The sequence below is a fragment of the Neorhizobium sp. T6_25 genome (assembly GCF_002968555.1).
In the GTDB taxonomy this organism is placed as follows: domain Bacteria; phylum Pseudomonadota; class Alphaproteobacteria; order Rhizobiales; family Rhizobiaceae; genus Neorhizobium.
Window position 1 is genome coordinate 55,226 of record NZ_PVBL01000023.1, and the last position, 14,503, is coordinate 69,728.

Consider the following 14,503-nt stretch of genomic DNA (forward strand, 5'->3'; position numbering starts at 1 on the left):
CCAGCCCGCGCCTCAGTTCCGTCGTCATTCGACGCGGATGGCGGAAGTGTACCGGGGACCGCAATGGCCAGCGACAAGCTCTCAAAATACAAGCAAAAACGTGATTTTCAGAAGACGCAGGAGCCGAGCGGAAAGGCGAAGCTGAAGGCGTCGAACCGCCGTCGCTTCGTCATCCAGAAACATGACGCGACGCGGCTGCACTACGATCTTCGCCTGGAACTAGATGGGGTATTCAAGTCCTGGGCGGTGACCAAGGGACCGTCGCTCGATCCACACGACAAGCGTCTTGCCGTCGAGGTCGAGGATCATCCACTCGACTATGGCGACTTCGAAGGCACGATCCCGAAAGGCCAGTATGGCGGTGGCACGGTCATGCTCTGGGACCGTGGCTATTGGGAGCCGGAGGGTAACAAAAGCCCGGAACAGGCATTGGCCAAAGGAGATTTCAAATTCAGGCTGGAGGGCGAGCGTCTGCATGGCAGCTTTGTGCTGGTGCGGATGCGCAACGATCGCGATGGCGGCAAGCGCACCAATTGGCTGCTGATCAAGCATCACGACGAATTTTCCGTCGAGGAAGACGGCGCGGCTGTTCTTGAGGACAACGCCACCTCTGTCGCCTCCGGGCGGACGATGGAGGCGATCGCTGCCGGCAAGGGCAAGAAGCCGAAACCGTTCATGGTCGAGAGGGGTGACGTTCACGCGAATGCCGTCTGGGACAGCAACCACGGCCTTGCCGCCGAAGAACGCAAAGCCGAAACCAAAACCAAAAGGAAAGCCGCGCCGGCCAAAGCTTCCAAGTCAGCAAAGTCAACAATGCCGGGGTTCATCGCTCCGCAGCTCTGCGAAACGCTCGAGCGTCCACCCACGGCGGACGGCTGGATCCATGAGATCAAGTTCGACGGCTATCGCATCCAGATGCGCATCGAAAACGGCGAAGTGACGCTCAAGACGCGCAAAGGCCTCGACTGGACAGCAAAATATCCGGCAATAGCCGCATCTGGTTCCGCCCTCCCTGACGCGATCATCGATGGCGAGATCTGCGCTCTCGACGAACACGGCGCGCCGGACTTTGCCGCGCTGCAGGCGGCGCTGTCGGAAGGCAAGACCGATGCGCTGGTGTATTTCGCCTTCGACCTGCTGTTTGAAGGCAATGAGGACCTCCGACAACTGCCGCTGACCGAGCGCAAGGATCGTCTGCAGACCCTGCTCAACGACGCAGGCGACGATCCACGCCTGCGTTTCGTCGAGCATTTCGAAACCGGTGGCGACGCCGTCCTGAAATCGGCCTGCCGCCTGTCGCTCGAAGGCATCGTTTCGAAACAGGCCGATGCGCCTTATCAATCCGGCCGCACTGAAACGTGGGCCAAGTCCAAATGCCGGGCCGGCCATGAAGTGGTGATCGGCGCCTATGCCCAAACGAACGGCAAGTTCCGCTCGCTGCTCGTCGGCGTCAACCGGGGTGATCATTTCGTTTATGTCGGCCGGGTCGGGACGGGTTACGGCGCAAAAGTCGTTGATACGATTTTGCCGAAGCTCCGCCAGCTGGAAACCACCAAGTCGCCATTTACGGGGATCGGCGCGCCGAACAAGGATCCTAACATCGTCTGGCTGAAACCGGAACTCGTCGCCGAGATCCAGTTCGCCGGCTGGACGGCCGATGGCCTGGTTCGGCAGGCGGCATTCAAAGGCCTGCGCGAGGATAAGCCGGCGAGGGAAGTCGTCGCTGAGAAGCCTGTCTCACCCGTAGCAGCCGATGTGCCTGATCCGGAGGCAGAGGCCGAAAAGCCAACTCCCGCTAAATCTTTCCGGAAGGGCGGCAAGGCGAACGTCATGGGCGTGTTGATCTCCAATCCGGAGAAGCCGCTGTGGCCCGACGCTGGCGACGACAAGCCGGTGACCAAGCTCGATCTCGCCACCTACTACGAAGCCGTCGGCCCCTGGCTTATCGACCACATCAAGGGCCGGCCGTGCTCGATCATCCGAACCCCCGATGGCATCGGCGGCGAGCAGTTCTTCCAGCGCCATGCCATGCCCGGAACGTCGAACCTGCTCGAGCTGGTGCAGGTGTTCGGCGACAAGAAACCCTATCTGCAGATCGATCGCGTCGAGGGCCTCGCCGCGATCGCGCAGATTGGCGGCGTCGAGCTGCATCCCTGGAATTGCGAACCGGAACTACCCGAAGTGCCGGGTCGTCTGGTGTTCGACCTCGATCCCGGTCCGGACGTCCCCTTCTCCACCGTCGTCGAAGCCGCTCGGGAGATGCGTGACCGGCTGGAGGAACTCGGCCTTGTCAGCTTCTGCAAGACGACGGGTGGCAAGGGCTTGCATGTGGTCACGCCGCTTGCGGTAGCGAAGGGCAAGAAGCTCGCTTGGCCGGAAGCCAAAGGTTTTGCCCATGACGTCTGCCAGCAGATGGCACGCGAAAACCCCGAGCTCTACCTGATCAAGATGGCCAAGAACCAGCGCAACGGCCGCATCTTCCTCGATTACCTGCGCAACGACCGCATGGCGACCGCGGTCGCACCACTATCACCGCGCGCCCGGCCCGGCGCCACGGTGTCAATGCCGCTGACCTGGGCCCAGGTGAAGACGGATCTCGATCCGAAGCGGTACACCATCCGCACCGTGCCGGCGCTGCTGGCGAAATCGAGCGCCTGGCAGGACTATTGCGACGGGCAGCGATCGCTCCAGCAGGCGATCAAGCGGCTCGCCAAGTCGATGAAGCAGGCGGCCTGAGTGATCGGCCGCAGCATGGCGAGTGAACCCGAATTCGTAATTCCGCGTTACAGCACAATGGAACCGGAACCGGATAGCGATGCTCCCTCAACGCCGCGGGCTGGCGCGACGACAGAGCTGCCTCATGATCGCATCACGGTGCAGCGCTTTCGCGAAGCGTTTCCGCGCGCGCGATGGAGCGATCGTCTCAATGCCTGGTTCGTGCCGGGACGGACCGCCCAGAGACGTATCGGCCGCTGGCTCGCCGAGATGGAAGCGGAAGCCGAGGCTTTCGCCGACGAGAAGGGCAGAGATGCCTTCGCATTCGATCCGATCGAAAGCCACTATCTGGACGCGGGGACCTCTTCCCTTCTAATTCGGACGCCCTATTCCCGCACCATCGTCAACGAGATCCGGGACATTCCCTTCGCGCGCTGGGATGCCGACCGACGGCTGTGGACGGTGCCTTACCGGTCGTTGGACGAACTCCGCCGGCGGTGGCCGGCAATTGAGACGGCCGCCGAACGCAACGAGCCTGAGATGCGAAAGGCGCGGCGTGAAGCAATCAAGGGTACAGAGGAAGACGAGGCGTCGAAGGCACGGGCCAGGGAGCGTCGACGGAAACGATATCCCGTCCCGGCCAATGATGGCCCGCCGCTGGAGCGCGCTGTCAGCACCCATGTCGGAGTCCTTTTCTTTACTGGCACGCACGGCGAATTGGCAGATACGGCGACTGTCGATACGTTCTACTTCCCGGCAAATCGCGACGAGGAGTATGTCTGGGCGTCGTGGCGTTCAGGCTCGCTGGAAGAATTGGTGACCACCTGGCCGGCGCGGACACCTCCGGGACCACAAGAACTCGATCGCGGCTGGTGGCTTCCGACGCTGGAGGAACTGCGGACCGCGCGGCGTGACGCAAAATCCAGGAGGCGGACGCGGGAGCGCAGGGAAAAGGATGCGTCCTCTGAGCGAACAGCAGAAAACCCTTGAGAAGTTTCTAAGCTTACCGCCGATCAGGCCCAGCGAGATGATCGGGCTATGGCAGGGTCGCGGCATCCCGTCCGGCCATCCATTCGACGGCGTGCTGGAAAATCTCGGCTGGTTTGGCAAACGGTTTACATCGGAATTGCGCGCGGACGCGCTCTTGTTTCGATCCGGTCAGCACAGGCTGACACCAATCGATCCCGCGAGGATCCCGCTGCGCCTGGCGCTTCGCTTCCATAAGGCCGGAAGAACACGTCCCGTGAAAAACTTGTTTTCGTACCTTCAGCGCGGGCTGCGGGCAAAAGGGCCGGTTGCGTCGCTGCAGACGATGTCGTTTCACGGAGTGACAAGCGCTGCGATCACCTATGACGAGCAACCGGTCGTAGACCACCTTCGCAGGATTGACGAGCACAGGATGATGGGGGCGATGGTGATTGAAGGCGACGAGCGCATCTACTTCTTCGAACTTGAACGGGTCGAGCCGCCATCAGGCTCGGCACGAGCAGACCCTTGAATTCTCCGGCTCGGACCATCATCTATCTGCTGCCACCCGTCTTCGATGATCGCCTGCGCAGCAGCTTGTCTGTCTGCGCGATCGTCCGGGTGTGGCAGGGCGCTCCCCGCAAGGGTCGAGCTCCCTGCCCGTTTCAGCGATCCGGTCAGCCATTCATTTCGAATACAGCCGCATTGTCCTGGATTTCCCGAAGGCCTTTGTAAGATGCATGCCGCAGATTGCCGTCGTCCGTCCAGCCGCGGAATTCGATCTCCGCGATCAACGTCGGCTGCGCAAACACGTAGTTCTTGCCTTTGATCGGAACGGCCGGCGTCCGCGTCTTCAGCTGATCCAGCGTCTTCTTCAGATAGATCGCATCCTTTTCCTTGAAGCCGGTGCCCACGGCGCCGACATAGACCCAGTCATGGCCGCGACGGCCAGCAAGCAGCAAACTGCCGATACCGCCGCGCGCAGCGGCGGATTGCTCGTAGCCGACGATCATGAAGCTCTCGCTCTGGACGCATTTGATCTTCAGCCAGTCCCCGGTCCGACCGGAGCGGTACGGGCTGTCGCGGTGCTTGGCGATAATGCCTTCCATTCCAAGAGAGCAAGCGTTGGCCAACAACCCTGTTCCGTCGCCTTCGACTTCCTCAGAAAGCTGAATGGCGCCGACGGTGCCTTCCAGCAGATCTTCGAGAAGATGCCGCCGGACAGACAGCTCGGTTTTCGTCAGATCGTGCCCGTCGAAATACAGAAGGTCGAAGGCAAACAGGATCGACTCCGTCGAGGATCGTTTGCCGCCGCGTCCGCCGAGCGAACGCTGCAGCGCTCCGAAGTCGGATTGGCCCTCAGCGTTGAGGACGACAGCCTCCCCGTCGAGGATCGCTGTTCCGACCCCGAGTTTCTTGGCGGCCGCGGCAATCGCGGGAAAACGGTGTGTCCAGTCATGGCCGCCACGGGTGATGATCCGCACGCCCTTCGGCTCGATATGGATCGCGAGCCGGTAGCCGTCCCATTTGATTTCGAAGGCCCAGTCCGGCCCGACAGGCGGAGCTGTCTTCAGCAAAGCCAGGCATGGCTCAACGCGATCGGGCATCGGGTCGAATGGGAGGTTGGGTTGGGCCGGATCGCGCTTGCGCCTCGGCTTGGATTTGGCGGTGAACGCCTCGTCTTGAAGCAGAGGCTTGGCGCGTTTGCTCATTTGCTTGTCCGGGTTTCGGCTGCGACCGACTTCTTCAAGGCATCCATGATGTTGATGACGTTGCTCGGTGCGGGCGCTGAGGCCGGCGTTTTGGCCTTGGCTTTTGACGGCTTTTTCAGGGCCTTCTTCTTCGCTGCGATGATATCGAGGAGCCGGTCCTGAACCGGGTCGACGACCATCTTCGGGTTCCAGTGCTGGGTCTGCTTTTTGATCAGCTGCTGGATCAGCGGCATCATGTCGGAATCTGCTGTCTCATCACCGATGCCCTCGAAATAGGTCTCTTCATCCCGCACCTCGTCACCATAGCGCAAAGTCCACAGCACGATACCCTTGCCGCGTGGCTCCAACATGACGGCGCGCTCCCGCCGCGTAATAACCAGCCGCGAAATACCGATCATGTCCTGCGATTCCATTGCGTCGCGTATGACCGAGAACGCCTCCTGGCCGACCGGATCGTTCGGTGACAGATAATAGGGGGTGTCTAGCCAGATCCATTCAATGCTGTCGCGCGGGGTAAAGGTGGATATGTCGATGGTCTTGGTACTGTCCAAAGCGACATTTTCAAGCTCATCATCTTCCAGGATGATGTATTCGTCCTCACCACGCTGATAGCCCTTTACTTCGTCCTCTTGCCCGACCTCTTTCCCCGTGACCGAGTCCACATAGTGACTGACGACGCGGTTCTGAGTCTCGCGGTTCAGCGTGTGGAAGCGAACCTTCTCGTTCTCGGAGGTCGCGGGCATCATCTGCACCGGGCAGGTGACCAATGACAGCTTAAGATAACCTTTCCAGTAAGGACGAAGAGCCATGATGTCCTCCGATCAACCGGCGCGGCGGGATGGCGTCGCCGCGGCCTTCGACTTCGCTGCACTGGCGGGTTTGGCGACCTTTTGGCGACCGGTGCCTTTGTTGGCGTTGGCGGCTGTGCGTTTCGGCTCGGCCTTGGCTCCGACCCCCGCGCTTTCGCGCAGTGCCTGCAGCAGATCGCTCGGTTTCGATGCGACCGGCGCCTTCTTCTTCGGCAGCGACCGGCCTTCGATCTTGGCCTTCACCAATTCGGCGACCGCGGCTTCATATCGGTCGTCGAAGGTGCTGGCATCGAAACTGCCCTTCTTCTTCCCGATGATATGTTCGGCGAGATCGAGCATCTCGCCCTCGATCTTCAGGTCAGGCAGCTCCTCGAACGCTTTCTCGGATGAACGGACTTCGTAGTCGAAGTTCAGCGTCGAGGCGATCAGGCCCTTGCCGTGTGCGCGGATCAGGACCGTGCGCATCCGGCGAAAGAGGACGGTGCGAGCGATGGCGGCGACCTTCGCCGTCTTCATCCCGTCGCGCAGAAGGACGAAAGCATCCTTGCCCATTCGGTCGGGTGCAAGGTAATAGGGCTTGTCGAAATAGACGTCGTCGATTTCGTGGCAGGGAATAAAGGCGTCGATCTTCAGGGTTTTGTCGCTCTCGGGGACGGCGGCGGCGACTTCGTCAGGTTCCAGAACGATGTACTGTCCGTTTTCGATCTCGTAGCCTTTGACCTGATCATCGCGTTCGACGGGATCGCCGGTTTCGCTATCAACGAATTCTCGCTTCACCCGGTTGCCGGTCTTTCGGTTCAGCGTGTTGAAGGCAATTCGCTCCGACGAGGAGGCTGCGGTGTAGAGCGCCACTGGACAGGACACTTCTCCGAACTTGATGAAGCCTTTCCAATTGGCTCTTGGGGCAACCATGACGCTGAACTCCTGATGCAACTCAGGCGATTCAAGCGAATCGGCGAGCAATTGTTCCGAGTCGAAACGAATCATTTTTCAGTGACTTAGCCGCTCGGCAGCGCCCATTTTACGAGTCCCGCTTAGGCCGCTGATTCGCATGCATCTTTTAGGTGTGAGGTGCGTCTATGGATAGCAGCAACCCTGAAGGAGTCTCGCCGTAACCAAACGCGAACTGATCGACACCGGAACGGATAAGCGGTCTCTCCGCAGGGACGAGGATGGCAAGTTCACGGAGAGCGTTGACGTGTCCCGCTCACTCTCGGCCGACGCTCGTCACGACGCCAAACATGACGCCAAGCCGGGTCTGGGTGACAAGGGCGATCACAAGCGCCGACAATCCGGTGAGGCTTCCTGAATCGGACGAGCAAGTGATCGAGTGCCTTGACTGAATCACGTCGCTTCAGATAGCTCGCGGCACTGTACCAGCGGGCAAACGCAAATGGAGGGAAGGGAACCAGGCACTAAGCGGCAGGGTTATCCTTCAACGACGCAGTTGTCTCGTCTCAGGAGAGCTCATGCACCTGATCCAGATATTGCTGCCTCTGAACACCGGCGACGGTACGTCTCGTGCGCGCATCAACCAAGTGCGCGAGGACCTGTCATCACGCTTCGGCGGCCTCACCTTATACCGCAACGCCCCTGCAGAAGGCCTGTGGGAAGACGGTGACATGGTGGAAGAAGACGCCATCATTGGAGCTGAAGTTATGACCGATGAACTGGATCCGGACTGGTGGAGCAACTACCGAGCCGAACTTGAGCGGCGCTTCCAGCAGGACGAGATCGTTATTCGGGCCTTGGCGGTGACGCGCCTCTGAAGGGATCGCAAGACACGGCGGTAAGCCTGCCTCGAAATTAACTTTCGGCCAAAGGCATACCATGCCTCTATGTCCATTCTGCGTCTAGGTTTCGCCCAAACCTTTGCTCTTGGCTGATGCATCCAATAGCAGCTTTGCGTCCAAAATGGCGAGCACGATTGAGGGCGCTGCGTGCATGATGGCACGGGGATCGAATATGTTGCCGACTGCTGATCCGAAGCCAAGTGCCAAGGCTGCCCATGCCGCAGCGGAGGCCATGCCTGCGGCAAGCAAGACCCTCTCGCCCGAGCGCGCCAGCAGATTGAATGTCACGACCGCGAACGTGAAGGCAGTTGCCGATAAAGACCAGACGAAGAGCTCCGAGCCCAACGGATAGCCGTCGAAGGTGCCATAGAGATGGCCGAGCGCGCCGAGAGTCAACAGAGCGCACATGACATAGCGGATGACGTTCATTTTCATTCCCCGTATGATGGGTTGACGTATTCATTCCTGAACATCCGCGGCGTAGTCCCGGTCGCGCGGCGGAAAGAACGGCAAAATGCTGAAAAGTTCGTGTATCCCGCCCGATCGGCCACGACCTTCACCGATAGACGAGAGCTCACCAGGAGTTCTCGAGCGCGTTCGATCCGCAGTTGCTCGAGGTATCTCGAGGGCGGCACTCCGAAGGCCTCGGCGAAGCACCGCAACAGGTGGAACTCCGACATGCAAGCTTCCGACGCAAGCTCGGCCAAGGTAAGTTCGCGGCCGAGATCATCGTGAAGCATCTCTCTGGCGCGCATCAGTCTGCGGAGCCGATCGGCCTTCCGAACGCCTATCCGCATGCTGATGCGTGCGTAGTTTTTCACCACATCTTCGACATGCCCCCCGATTGCCATCTGCAGTTGGGCCACGAGTTCCCCGAGAAGAAGTTTGGAGTCGGTGGCTTCCAGTTCCGTGGCAATCCTACGCAGTAAGCTCGAGAACTCCGAATTGACAGGCAGGCTCACGCTTGATGCTGCACTGTCCAGAAATCTGTGGAGGGTCTGGCTTCGCCCTTCGGCGATCACTTGCCTATAGAACTCGAATGGAAAGAAGAGGGAAAAGCTGTCGGTCTCGACCGGCGTGGCGATCGAGCTGCTGTAGACTTCGTTCTGCCTCACCAGCAAAACTTCGCCAGGCACGACCAACGCCGCCCTGTCCTTCAACTCGTAAGCTTCCGAGCCCGAGAAGACGGTTTTGAGGCTGAAGCCGCCGGAATGCGGTTCGACCTCCAGCTTTCGTGTCCGTAGCCGGAATGCGACGATGCTTGATTGGAATAGGTCCCAAAGACGCTTCCGCTCTGCCTCCGTTGCGCTTTCCGCCTGATATGCCTGCTCAATCAATACTGCCCGCATCCGTGCCTCCGAACTAATTGATAGCGGGCTCGGTTACAACGGTGAAGGCCGTCCCAACCGAAAAGAATGTGCCGGGATTGCCAATGTGGAAGTCCGCGTGAAACAGGAGGGCGGATCGTCCGTTCATTGTGCCTAACGTCAAGAGGAGATGGCATGTGAATGCACGTATTCTAGTTGCAGTTGGGACCCTCGTGGCACGGGCACGCCTGTGGCAGCGAAAGATGTTCCTGTCCATCAGATGTCGTTGCGAGACGGCGTCTCGGAACTGCGTTGAGCCGCCGCAGCATCCCGCTTCAACTGCCACATGCCGAGCCGCTCCATCAATCGCCCGCCAGGATGGCCGCCGGCGCTGTGGCCGAGCAAGCCGACAATCTCCACGACCAATCTCGTCCGGCGCGCATAAGGAGCAGCGATCGTCGGCAGTCGGTCGGTGAACGTTCGTCGTGCGCATTCCCCATGTGCACATCGCCAGCGGCTAACCAGGAGTTTCACTGTCACCGACTGACCCTGGACCGGCAGATCCTGGAGATTACGGCGGGACCAGCCATGCCTACTTCGGCTTCGCCGTCCACAATCGGCGCAGATGCCGATCGCGGATCCAGCGGCGGAAACAACCGACCTGTCGTCAACAGTGAGCACGACAGCCAGTTTCTTGACCCCTGGGTCGGGCGACCATACATGACGCCATTCCTTAAAGACCCTGGAGGCCGCATCGACGGCTCGATCGAGATCTTCGGCGGAACCGCTCACGCTGACGGTCCAACCGGTGGAATTCAACGAAATCCTTGGACTTGCGGTCGCGCACCACGTGACCGCTGTTTGGAAACGGCGAAAATAATGACCTACAAAGCATGAAGTCGTTCCATTTGACGGCCGTTTCACGCTCGATTGACGGCAAGATTGTTATGTGAACTTGCCAACAGACTGCTTGGTGGCTCGAACGGGAAAAACGGTCGAGCCACCTCTTTTGTGGGCAATACGGGTGGGTATGGGGATGGGGCTCGCGCTCGTGCGGACCAGCGCGAGCCTTATCGTTCGAGATTGGGCAACCGCAATTGGCGGTGCGGGAGACTTTGATTTTATTCACCTGCGGTTCGCGCTCTTTTCCTTCAACCGCTTCTGGACATGCAGTGTCGATCAGCCTCAATCGCCCTGTCAAGAAAGCGCCTTGAACAATCATGGTAACATTATTCACCTCACTGGTCTTGCCATACGCCCTCATGCTGATGACGCCGGGACCAAACCTTCTGATCGTCCTTCGCATTGCCATGAAGCCCTCATGGCATCGCGTGATGAGCGCCGCTGCAGGCATCGCATGCGGAGCAACGGTTGCTTGCTTCCTCGCAGCCATCGGCGCCTCGACTTTCGAGAAGTTCGACAAGCTCGAGACCGTGGGTCGAATCCTGCTGGCCGGAATCTTGATCCATTCGGCTTTCCGACTGATCAGGCCATATCCAGCGTCCTCGCCTTCCGAAGCATCCACACCTGAAAGCCTGGCCATCAGGCTCTTTGCCCTTGGTCTGGCGACGGCTCTCTCCAATCCCCTATCCGTCCCGTTCTTCGTAAGCTTCTATCTGGCCGCCCCATCCTTGCGAACATCAGGGGGGGTAACAGTTGCCTGTTGCTTGATATTTTCGATGGCGTTCGCGTGGTTCGTCTTGGCTGGACGGCTATTTTCGCTCTCTGCCATCCGGCGCAGGGGCGGCCGGTGGCGTGAGCTCGTGCGTTTCTTACTAGCAGGTTCGATGAGCGTTTATGCCCTATGGCTGCTGGGAAAAGGGTTTTGACGCCCGAAAGTCAGCATGGTGTGGAATCGATGCCGTCCATCTCGCGGCGCTGATTGGAATGCCAATCTCGTGTGATTGGAGGAGCTCCGCATGGTCCATGATTGGCACGCATCGTAGCTTTCAGTGGAAGACCTGATGATCCGCGCGAGAGCGACTTGGGATCTCGCACCCGCCTTGTCGAAACAGCGGCGAAGCCCGCGATCTGGTCTTCGGTGGTGGCGCCAAAGAGAGAGGCAGCAGGGACGAAGGAGCGTCTCCTAGAGACCAAGTCGGATAGATCAGCCATTGTCTACAGCCGGCCGGCAATCGGTTCCGGTGTGGCGCGGTCGAGAAATCGAGCATCAGCTTCCTAAACAAGTGGTATCCCTTTGAGCCTGCGAAAATGCGGCAGGTCCATCGCCCGGCGCTCGATGGACAAGATCGTCCCTCAACAGTCGCAGGCAGCGGTACGCCGGTCGCCGTGATGACGCCCCAATAAAATGGAATGTCGAAGGCGAGCGGCAGGATCACCACATCCTTGATCGAAAGGCCCGTAAGCGTAACAGACTCGACGATCGCCACGCCAAGTTCGGATCGAGCCAGTGCGAGCGAGACATAAGTCGCATCGCTTTCGATAATTCCACCCGTTTCGATCGACTGTTCCGCAAGCGCCTTGTCGATCCTCATCCTCAGCCGATAGGGGATGCCGATATCGGCAGTTCGCGCCACGATCGCCAACACGACGTTCTCGGCCGACGTGCTTCGAAGGTGGACATGATCCGGAAACTGGTCCGCGGGTAAGTCGCTGAGGGCGATCTGGACGATGCTCGCAGCGATGACCGGGATCGACGCCACCTTGATCGGCGTCGCCCGCGCTGTCGCGATCGAGCGGCACGTTCGCTGATCGGGCGTAGTCCGCTCCAGAACAGTTCCGCCTGCGCAAAGAAGGCCACGCCATGCTCCGTCGGCCACCCTATCCGCGGCCCGTTGCGATGCAGGATTGGAAATTCGAGTTCCTGCTCCACATCTTGTATGAGCCGGGTAATCACCGGCTGCGACACGGTCATCTAGCGATCTTCTGTTGCTCGTTGAAGCGATGCCGAACCTGCGGAAAGCGGCTTTCCCCCAAAGCCATAAGGGCTTTGCGAATTTCAGTCGTCAGACTGAACGTTACCTTCGAGCTGATCGGCCGATCCAGAAAGCGATAGTTCACATCGACGACAAGGATCGGGTCCCCGTCAAAATCGCGATCCGGCAGCCGAATTTCTGCACCCGCGAAACCGTCAGATGACAGACGGTCACGCAGAACCTTCTCCACCGTCTTCTCTACCTTGCTCGAAATGATCTGTTTGGACCTGCGTGCCAGTTCCCGTAACGCCTCCTCGCTTAATCGGCTGGCGCCTGGAATAGTTCGCTCAACAATGTATCGTGGCATTGACAGTGAGCCCCGACGTGAGAATTCTAGCCTCTTAGCAGTGGTTGCTGTTTCGATTTTAGGATCATCATCGTCTGGTCAAAGTGCCAGGACCGCGGTTGCAAGCCGGACTTCCCGGTCCATGTGGGCCCGCGCGGCGCAGGGGATGAGCTCACGGGCAAATCCGCGTGCGTCTTTTAATAAACCCGTTTTGACACTCATGTTCATCTGGTCTGAGATAATCGCGACGAGCAGCGCGGCAAATCTGTCCGTTTGCTTGAGACAGCGCGCACGCGCTTGCGAAAGCCACTCGGTGGCCACATCGTAATGATCTTCGGCCAAATGGGTAAGGCCAATCACTCGTGCCGTCGCCGCTTCCCAGCATGGATCTCCGATCTGGCAGCTCAAGGCGAAGGCCCCTTCCAGCGTTTCCCTTATGGCAGAGGGATCGACTTGCTGTCTGAGCCTGACTTCGGCCTGGACCGCCGTTGGCCAGGGCTTGAAGGCAATCCAGTTTTGTTCATCCACCAATTCGAGACAATTTGCGAGCCAATGTTCGGCATCGCCAAGCCGATCTGCCTTGAGCAGGCCCCATGCACCTAGCCCAAGCGACCAGATCTCGCGGCGACGGCTTCGTGTCTGCCTGGCATGGGACAAGGATATTTCGTAGTGCGCAAGGCCTTCTTTCACCCGCCCCCAATCGACCAGATTAAATCCTTTGACGGCATAAATTCCCGCCAGCGTCTCAAGGTCCTCGGCGAGCTTGAGCGCCTCGTCAAGGAAGTGCTCCGCCGACGGACGTCGTCCTGCCAGCGCTTCGACATAGCCGAGTTCACGAAGCGCCTTTGCCGCAGTTGCCTGCGCGCCACACTCCAAGGCTATCGTCGTCGCTCGTTGGAGAAGGACCGCGCCCTCATCGTCATAACCTCGTAATGAGTGCACCAGAGCCGCGCCAAGTTCGAATGTCGTGCTCGCCACGAGTTCCCGACTGGAGGAGCTTTCCGCGACGGCGATAGAACGGCGCAGGCAGTCGATGCCGGCTTCCACCGAACCTGCTGCAACTGCCGCTAGCCCGGATTCCAGCAGCGATACCGCGACTGCCTCGGACCTTACGCCAACGGGAGGAGCAGATACGGCCCGGCGGCCGGCACTCCAGAGGGCCGCCGATGGTTTTTCGCCGAGCTCGGCCGTAAATACTCTCTGCGTATTGTCGATATGTTGCGCCGCAGCCTCGTGTCGTCCTGCCTCGGCAAGGCTCTTAACCAGCAAAATATGCGCGCCCTCGTCATAGGGCCGGAGCCTGGCTCCGAGTTCTGCAAATTTGATAGCGCCCCGGGCATTTCCGGATGACAGATTTGCAAGCACTCGATTCCGGATATGCCCCTCAACCAAGCCCGCAATGCGCTCCCGCTCGACCAGAAGCCATGTCGACAATTCCGGACTGCATCGAGGCTCCACACCTTCGAGGAATTCTCCGGCCTCGCTAATATCGAAATCGGGCTCGTTAATCCGCCAGACATCGACTTCCGTGTCTGGCGGAAAATTGAGTTGTACAGGATCTCCGCGCAGTGTTTCGGGTGCGCCGAGCGTTTTTCGGATAGCGCCCAAGCACCATCTCAGCGCTCCCAGCGGGTCCCGCGTCTCAGGGAACAATTCTCCCGCAAGACGCCGGCGATCGATTGGGCGTTTTTGTAGTACGAGCCTTCCCAGCAAGGCCCACGCCTGATGGCTCCGCAGGAACTGTTCCCCGCCGCTGTCGGCCACGATCGCCGGCCGGCCGATGAGGCATATCTTGAGAGCCATCGAGTACCCTTCAGGCGAGGTGTCGTCGCTCGGAATATGGTTGTCGAGCGTGAGAGGAAGCGTGAGAAAGAACCTCGCGAACTTTCGCCACCCTCTCACGATCGATCCAACGGCGCCGGGTTTGTCTTTGGCCGGGTGTATGGCCGGATTGGCGCCATCCCCGGGCTAGAAACTTC

Annotated in this window: 14 protein-coding genes and 1 pseudogene; 6 read left to right on the top strand and 9 right to left on the bottom strand. The window is 59.6% G+C overall.

The genetic code is table 11. The features are described from left to right. Positions 1–63 precede the first annotated feature (63 nt). From ligD (C5L10_RS24795) to C5L10_RS24805, 3 genes are read left to right on the top strand one after another with little or no spacing between them, the layout of a single operon-like run. Positions 64–2,736, top strand: a complete 2,673-nt coding sequence (ligD, locus tag C5L10_RS24795) for a DNA ligase D (RefSeq protein ID WP_105431832.1) — start codon at positions 64–66, stop codon at positions 2,734–2,736. A gap of 57 nt (positions 2,737–2,793) precedes the next feature. Next, entirely contained in the window at positions 2,794–3,705 is a 912-nt protein-coding gene (locus C5L10_RS24800) for a hypothetical protein (RefSeq protein ID WP_105431887.1), read from the top strand. After that, entirely contained in the window at positions 3,671–4,213 is a 543-nt protein-coding gene (locus C5L10_RS24805) for a GXWXG domain-containing protein (protein WP_105431833.1), read from the top strand. Before C5L10_RS24800 ends, C5L10_RS24805 begins: the two co-directional genes overlap by 35 nt. A gap of 145 nt (positions 4,214–4,358) precedes the next feature. Here C5L10_RS24805 and ligD (C5L10_RS24815) read toward each other — a convergent pair whose 3' ends face one another. From ligD (C5L10_RS24815) to C5L10_RS24825, 3 genes are read right to left on the bottom strand one after another with little or no spacing between them, the layout of a single operon-like run. Further along, on the bottom strand, positions 4,359–5,393 hold the full coding sequence (ligD, locus tag C5L10_RS24815) for a non-homologous end-joining DNA ligase (RefSeq protein ID WP_105431834.1): 1,035 nt from the start codon (positions 5,391–5,393) through the stop codon (positions 4,359–4,361). Then, on the bottom strand, positions 5,390–6,202 hold the full coding sequence (locus C5L10_RS24820; protein WP_105431835.1) for a Ku protein: 813 nt from the start codon (positions 6,200–6,202) through the stop codon (positions 5,390–5,392). The genes ligD (C5L10_RS24815) and C5L10_RS24820 overlap by 4 nt, the downstream gene beginning before the upstream one ends. 12 nt (positions 6,203–6,214) lie before the next feature. Next, entirely contained in the window at positions 6,215–7,114 is a 900-nt protein-coding gene (locus C5L10_RS24825) for a Ku protein (RefSeq protein ID WP_105431888.1), read from the bottom strand. Positions 7,115–7,328: 214 nt separating this feature from the next. On the opposite strand from C5L10_RS24825, the gene C5L10_RS24830 reads away from it, so the two are divergent. Continuing rightward, a complete protein-coding gene (locus tag C5L10_RS24830) occupies positions 7,329–7,511 on the top strand; it encodes a hypothetical protein (protein ID WP_105431836.1) in 183 nt (60 codons plus the stop codon). 160 nt (positions 7,512–7,671) lie between these two features. Next, positions 7,672–7,971: a hypothetical protein gene (locus C5L10_RS24835; RefSeq protein WP_105431837.1), complete on the top strand. Its 300-nt coding sequence runs from the start codon at positions 7,672–7,674 to the stop codon at positions 7,969–7,971. An 84-nt stretch (positions 7,972–8,055) separates the two neighbouring features. Here C5L10_RS24835 and C5L10_RS24840 read toward each other — a convergent pair whose 3' ends face one another. From C5L10_RS24840 to C5L10_RS24850, 3 genes and pseudogenes are all read right to left on the bottom strand, one after another. Next, on the bottom strand, positions 8,056–8,424 hold the full coding sequence (locus C5L10_RS24840) for a hypothetical protein (RefSeq protein ID WP_105431838.1): 369 nt from the start codon (positions 8,422–8,424) through the stop codon (positions 8,056–8,058). A 2-nt stretch (positions 8,425–8,426) separates the two neighbouring features. Further along, on the bottom strand, positions 8,427–9,344 hold the full coding sequence (locus tag C5L10_RS24845) for an AraC family transcriptional regulator (RefSeq protein ID WP_105431839.1): 918 nt from the start codon (positions 9,342–9,344) through the stop codon (positions 8,427–8,429). A gap of 258 nt (positions 9,345–9,602) precedes the next feature. Then, positions 9,603–9,983 (bottom strand): annotated as a pseudogene (locus C5L10_RS24850) (transposase family protein); the annotation flags it as partial. A 629-nt stretch (positions 9,984–10,612) separates the two neighbouring features. Here C5L10_RS24850 and C5L10_RS24855 point away from each other — a divergent pair. Further along, positions 10,613–11,131, top strand: a complete 519-nt coding sequence (locus tag C5L10_RS24855; protein WP_245448175.1) for a LysE family translocator — start codon at positions 10,613–10,615, stop codon at positions 11,129–11,131. 120 nt (positions 11,132–11,251) lie between these two features. Here C5L10_RS24855 and C5L10_RS34465 read toward each other — a convergent pair whose 3' ends face one another. From C5L10_RS34465 to C5L10_RS24870, 3 genes are all read right to left on the bottom strand, one after another. Next, complete coding sequence (locus tag C5L10_RS34465; RefSeq protein WP_245448159.1) at positions 11,252–11,851, bottom strand: hypothetical protein; 600 nt, start codon at positions 11,849–11,851, stop codon at positions 11,252–11,254. Between the two features lie 322 nt (positions 11,852–12,173). Next, the gene (locus tag C5L10_RS24865; RefSeq protein ID WP_245448161.1) at positions 12,174–12,428 is read right to left on the bottom strand and encodes a hypothetical protein; all 255 of its coding nucleotides are present in this window, start codon (positions 12,426–12,428) and stop codon (positions 12,174–12,176) included. 195 nt (positions 12,429–12,623) lie between these two features. Then, positions 12,624–14,327: a BTAD domain-containing putative transcriptional regulator gene (locus tag C5L10_RS24870; protein ID WP_105431841.1), complete on the bottom strand. Its 1,704-nt coding sequence runs from the start codon at positions 14,325–14,327 to the stop codon at positions 12,624–12,626. Between the last annotated feature and the right edge of the window lie 176 nt (positions 14,328–14,503).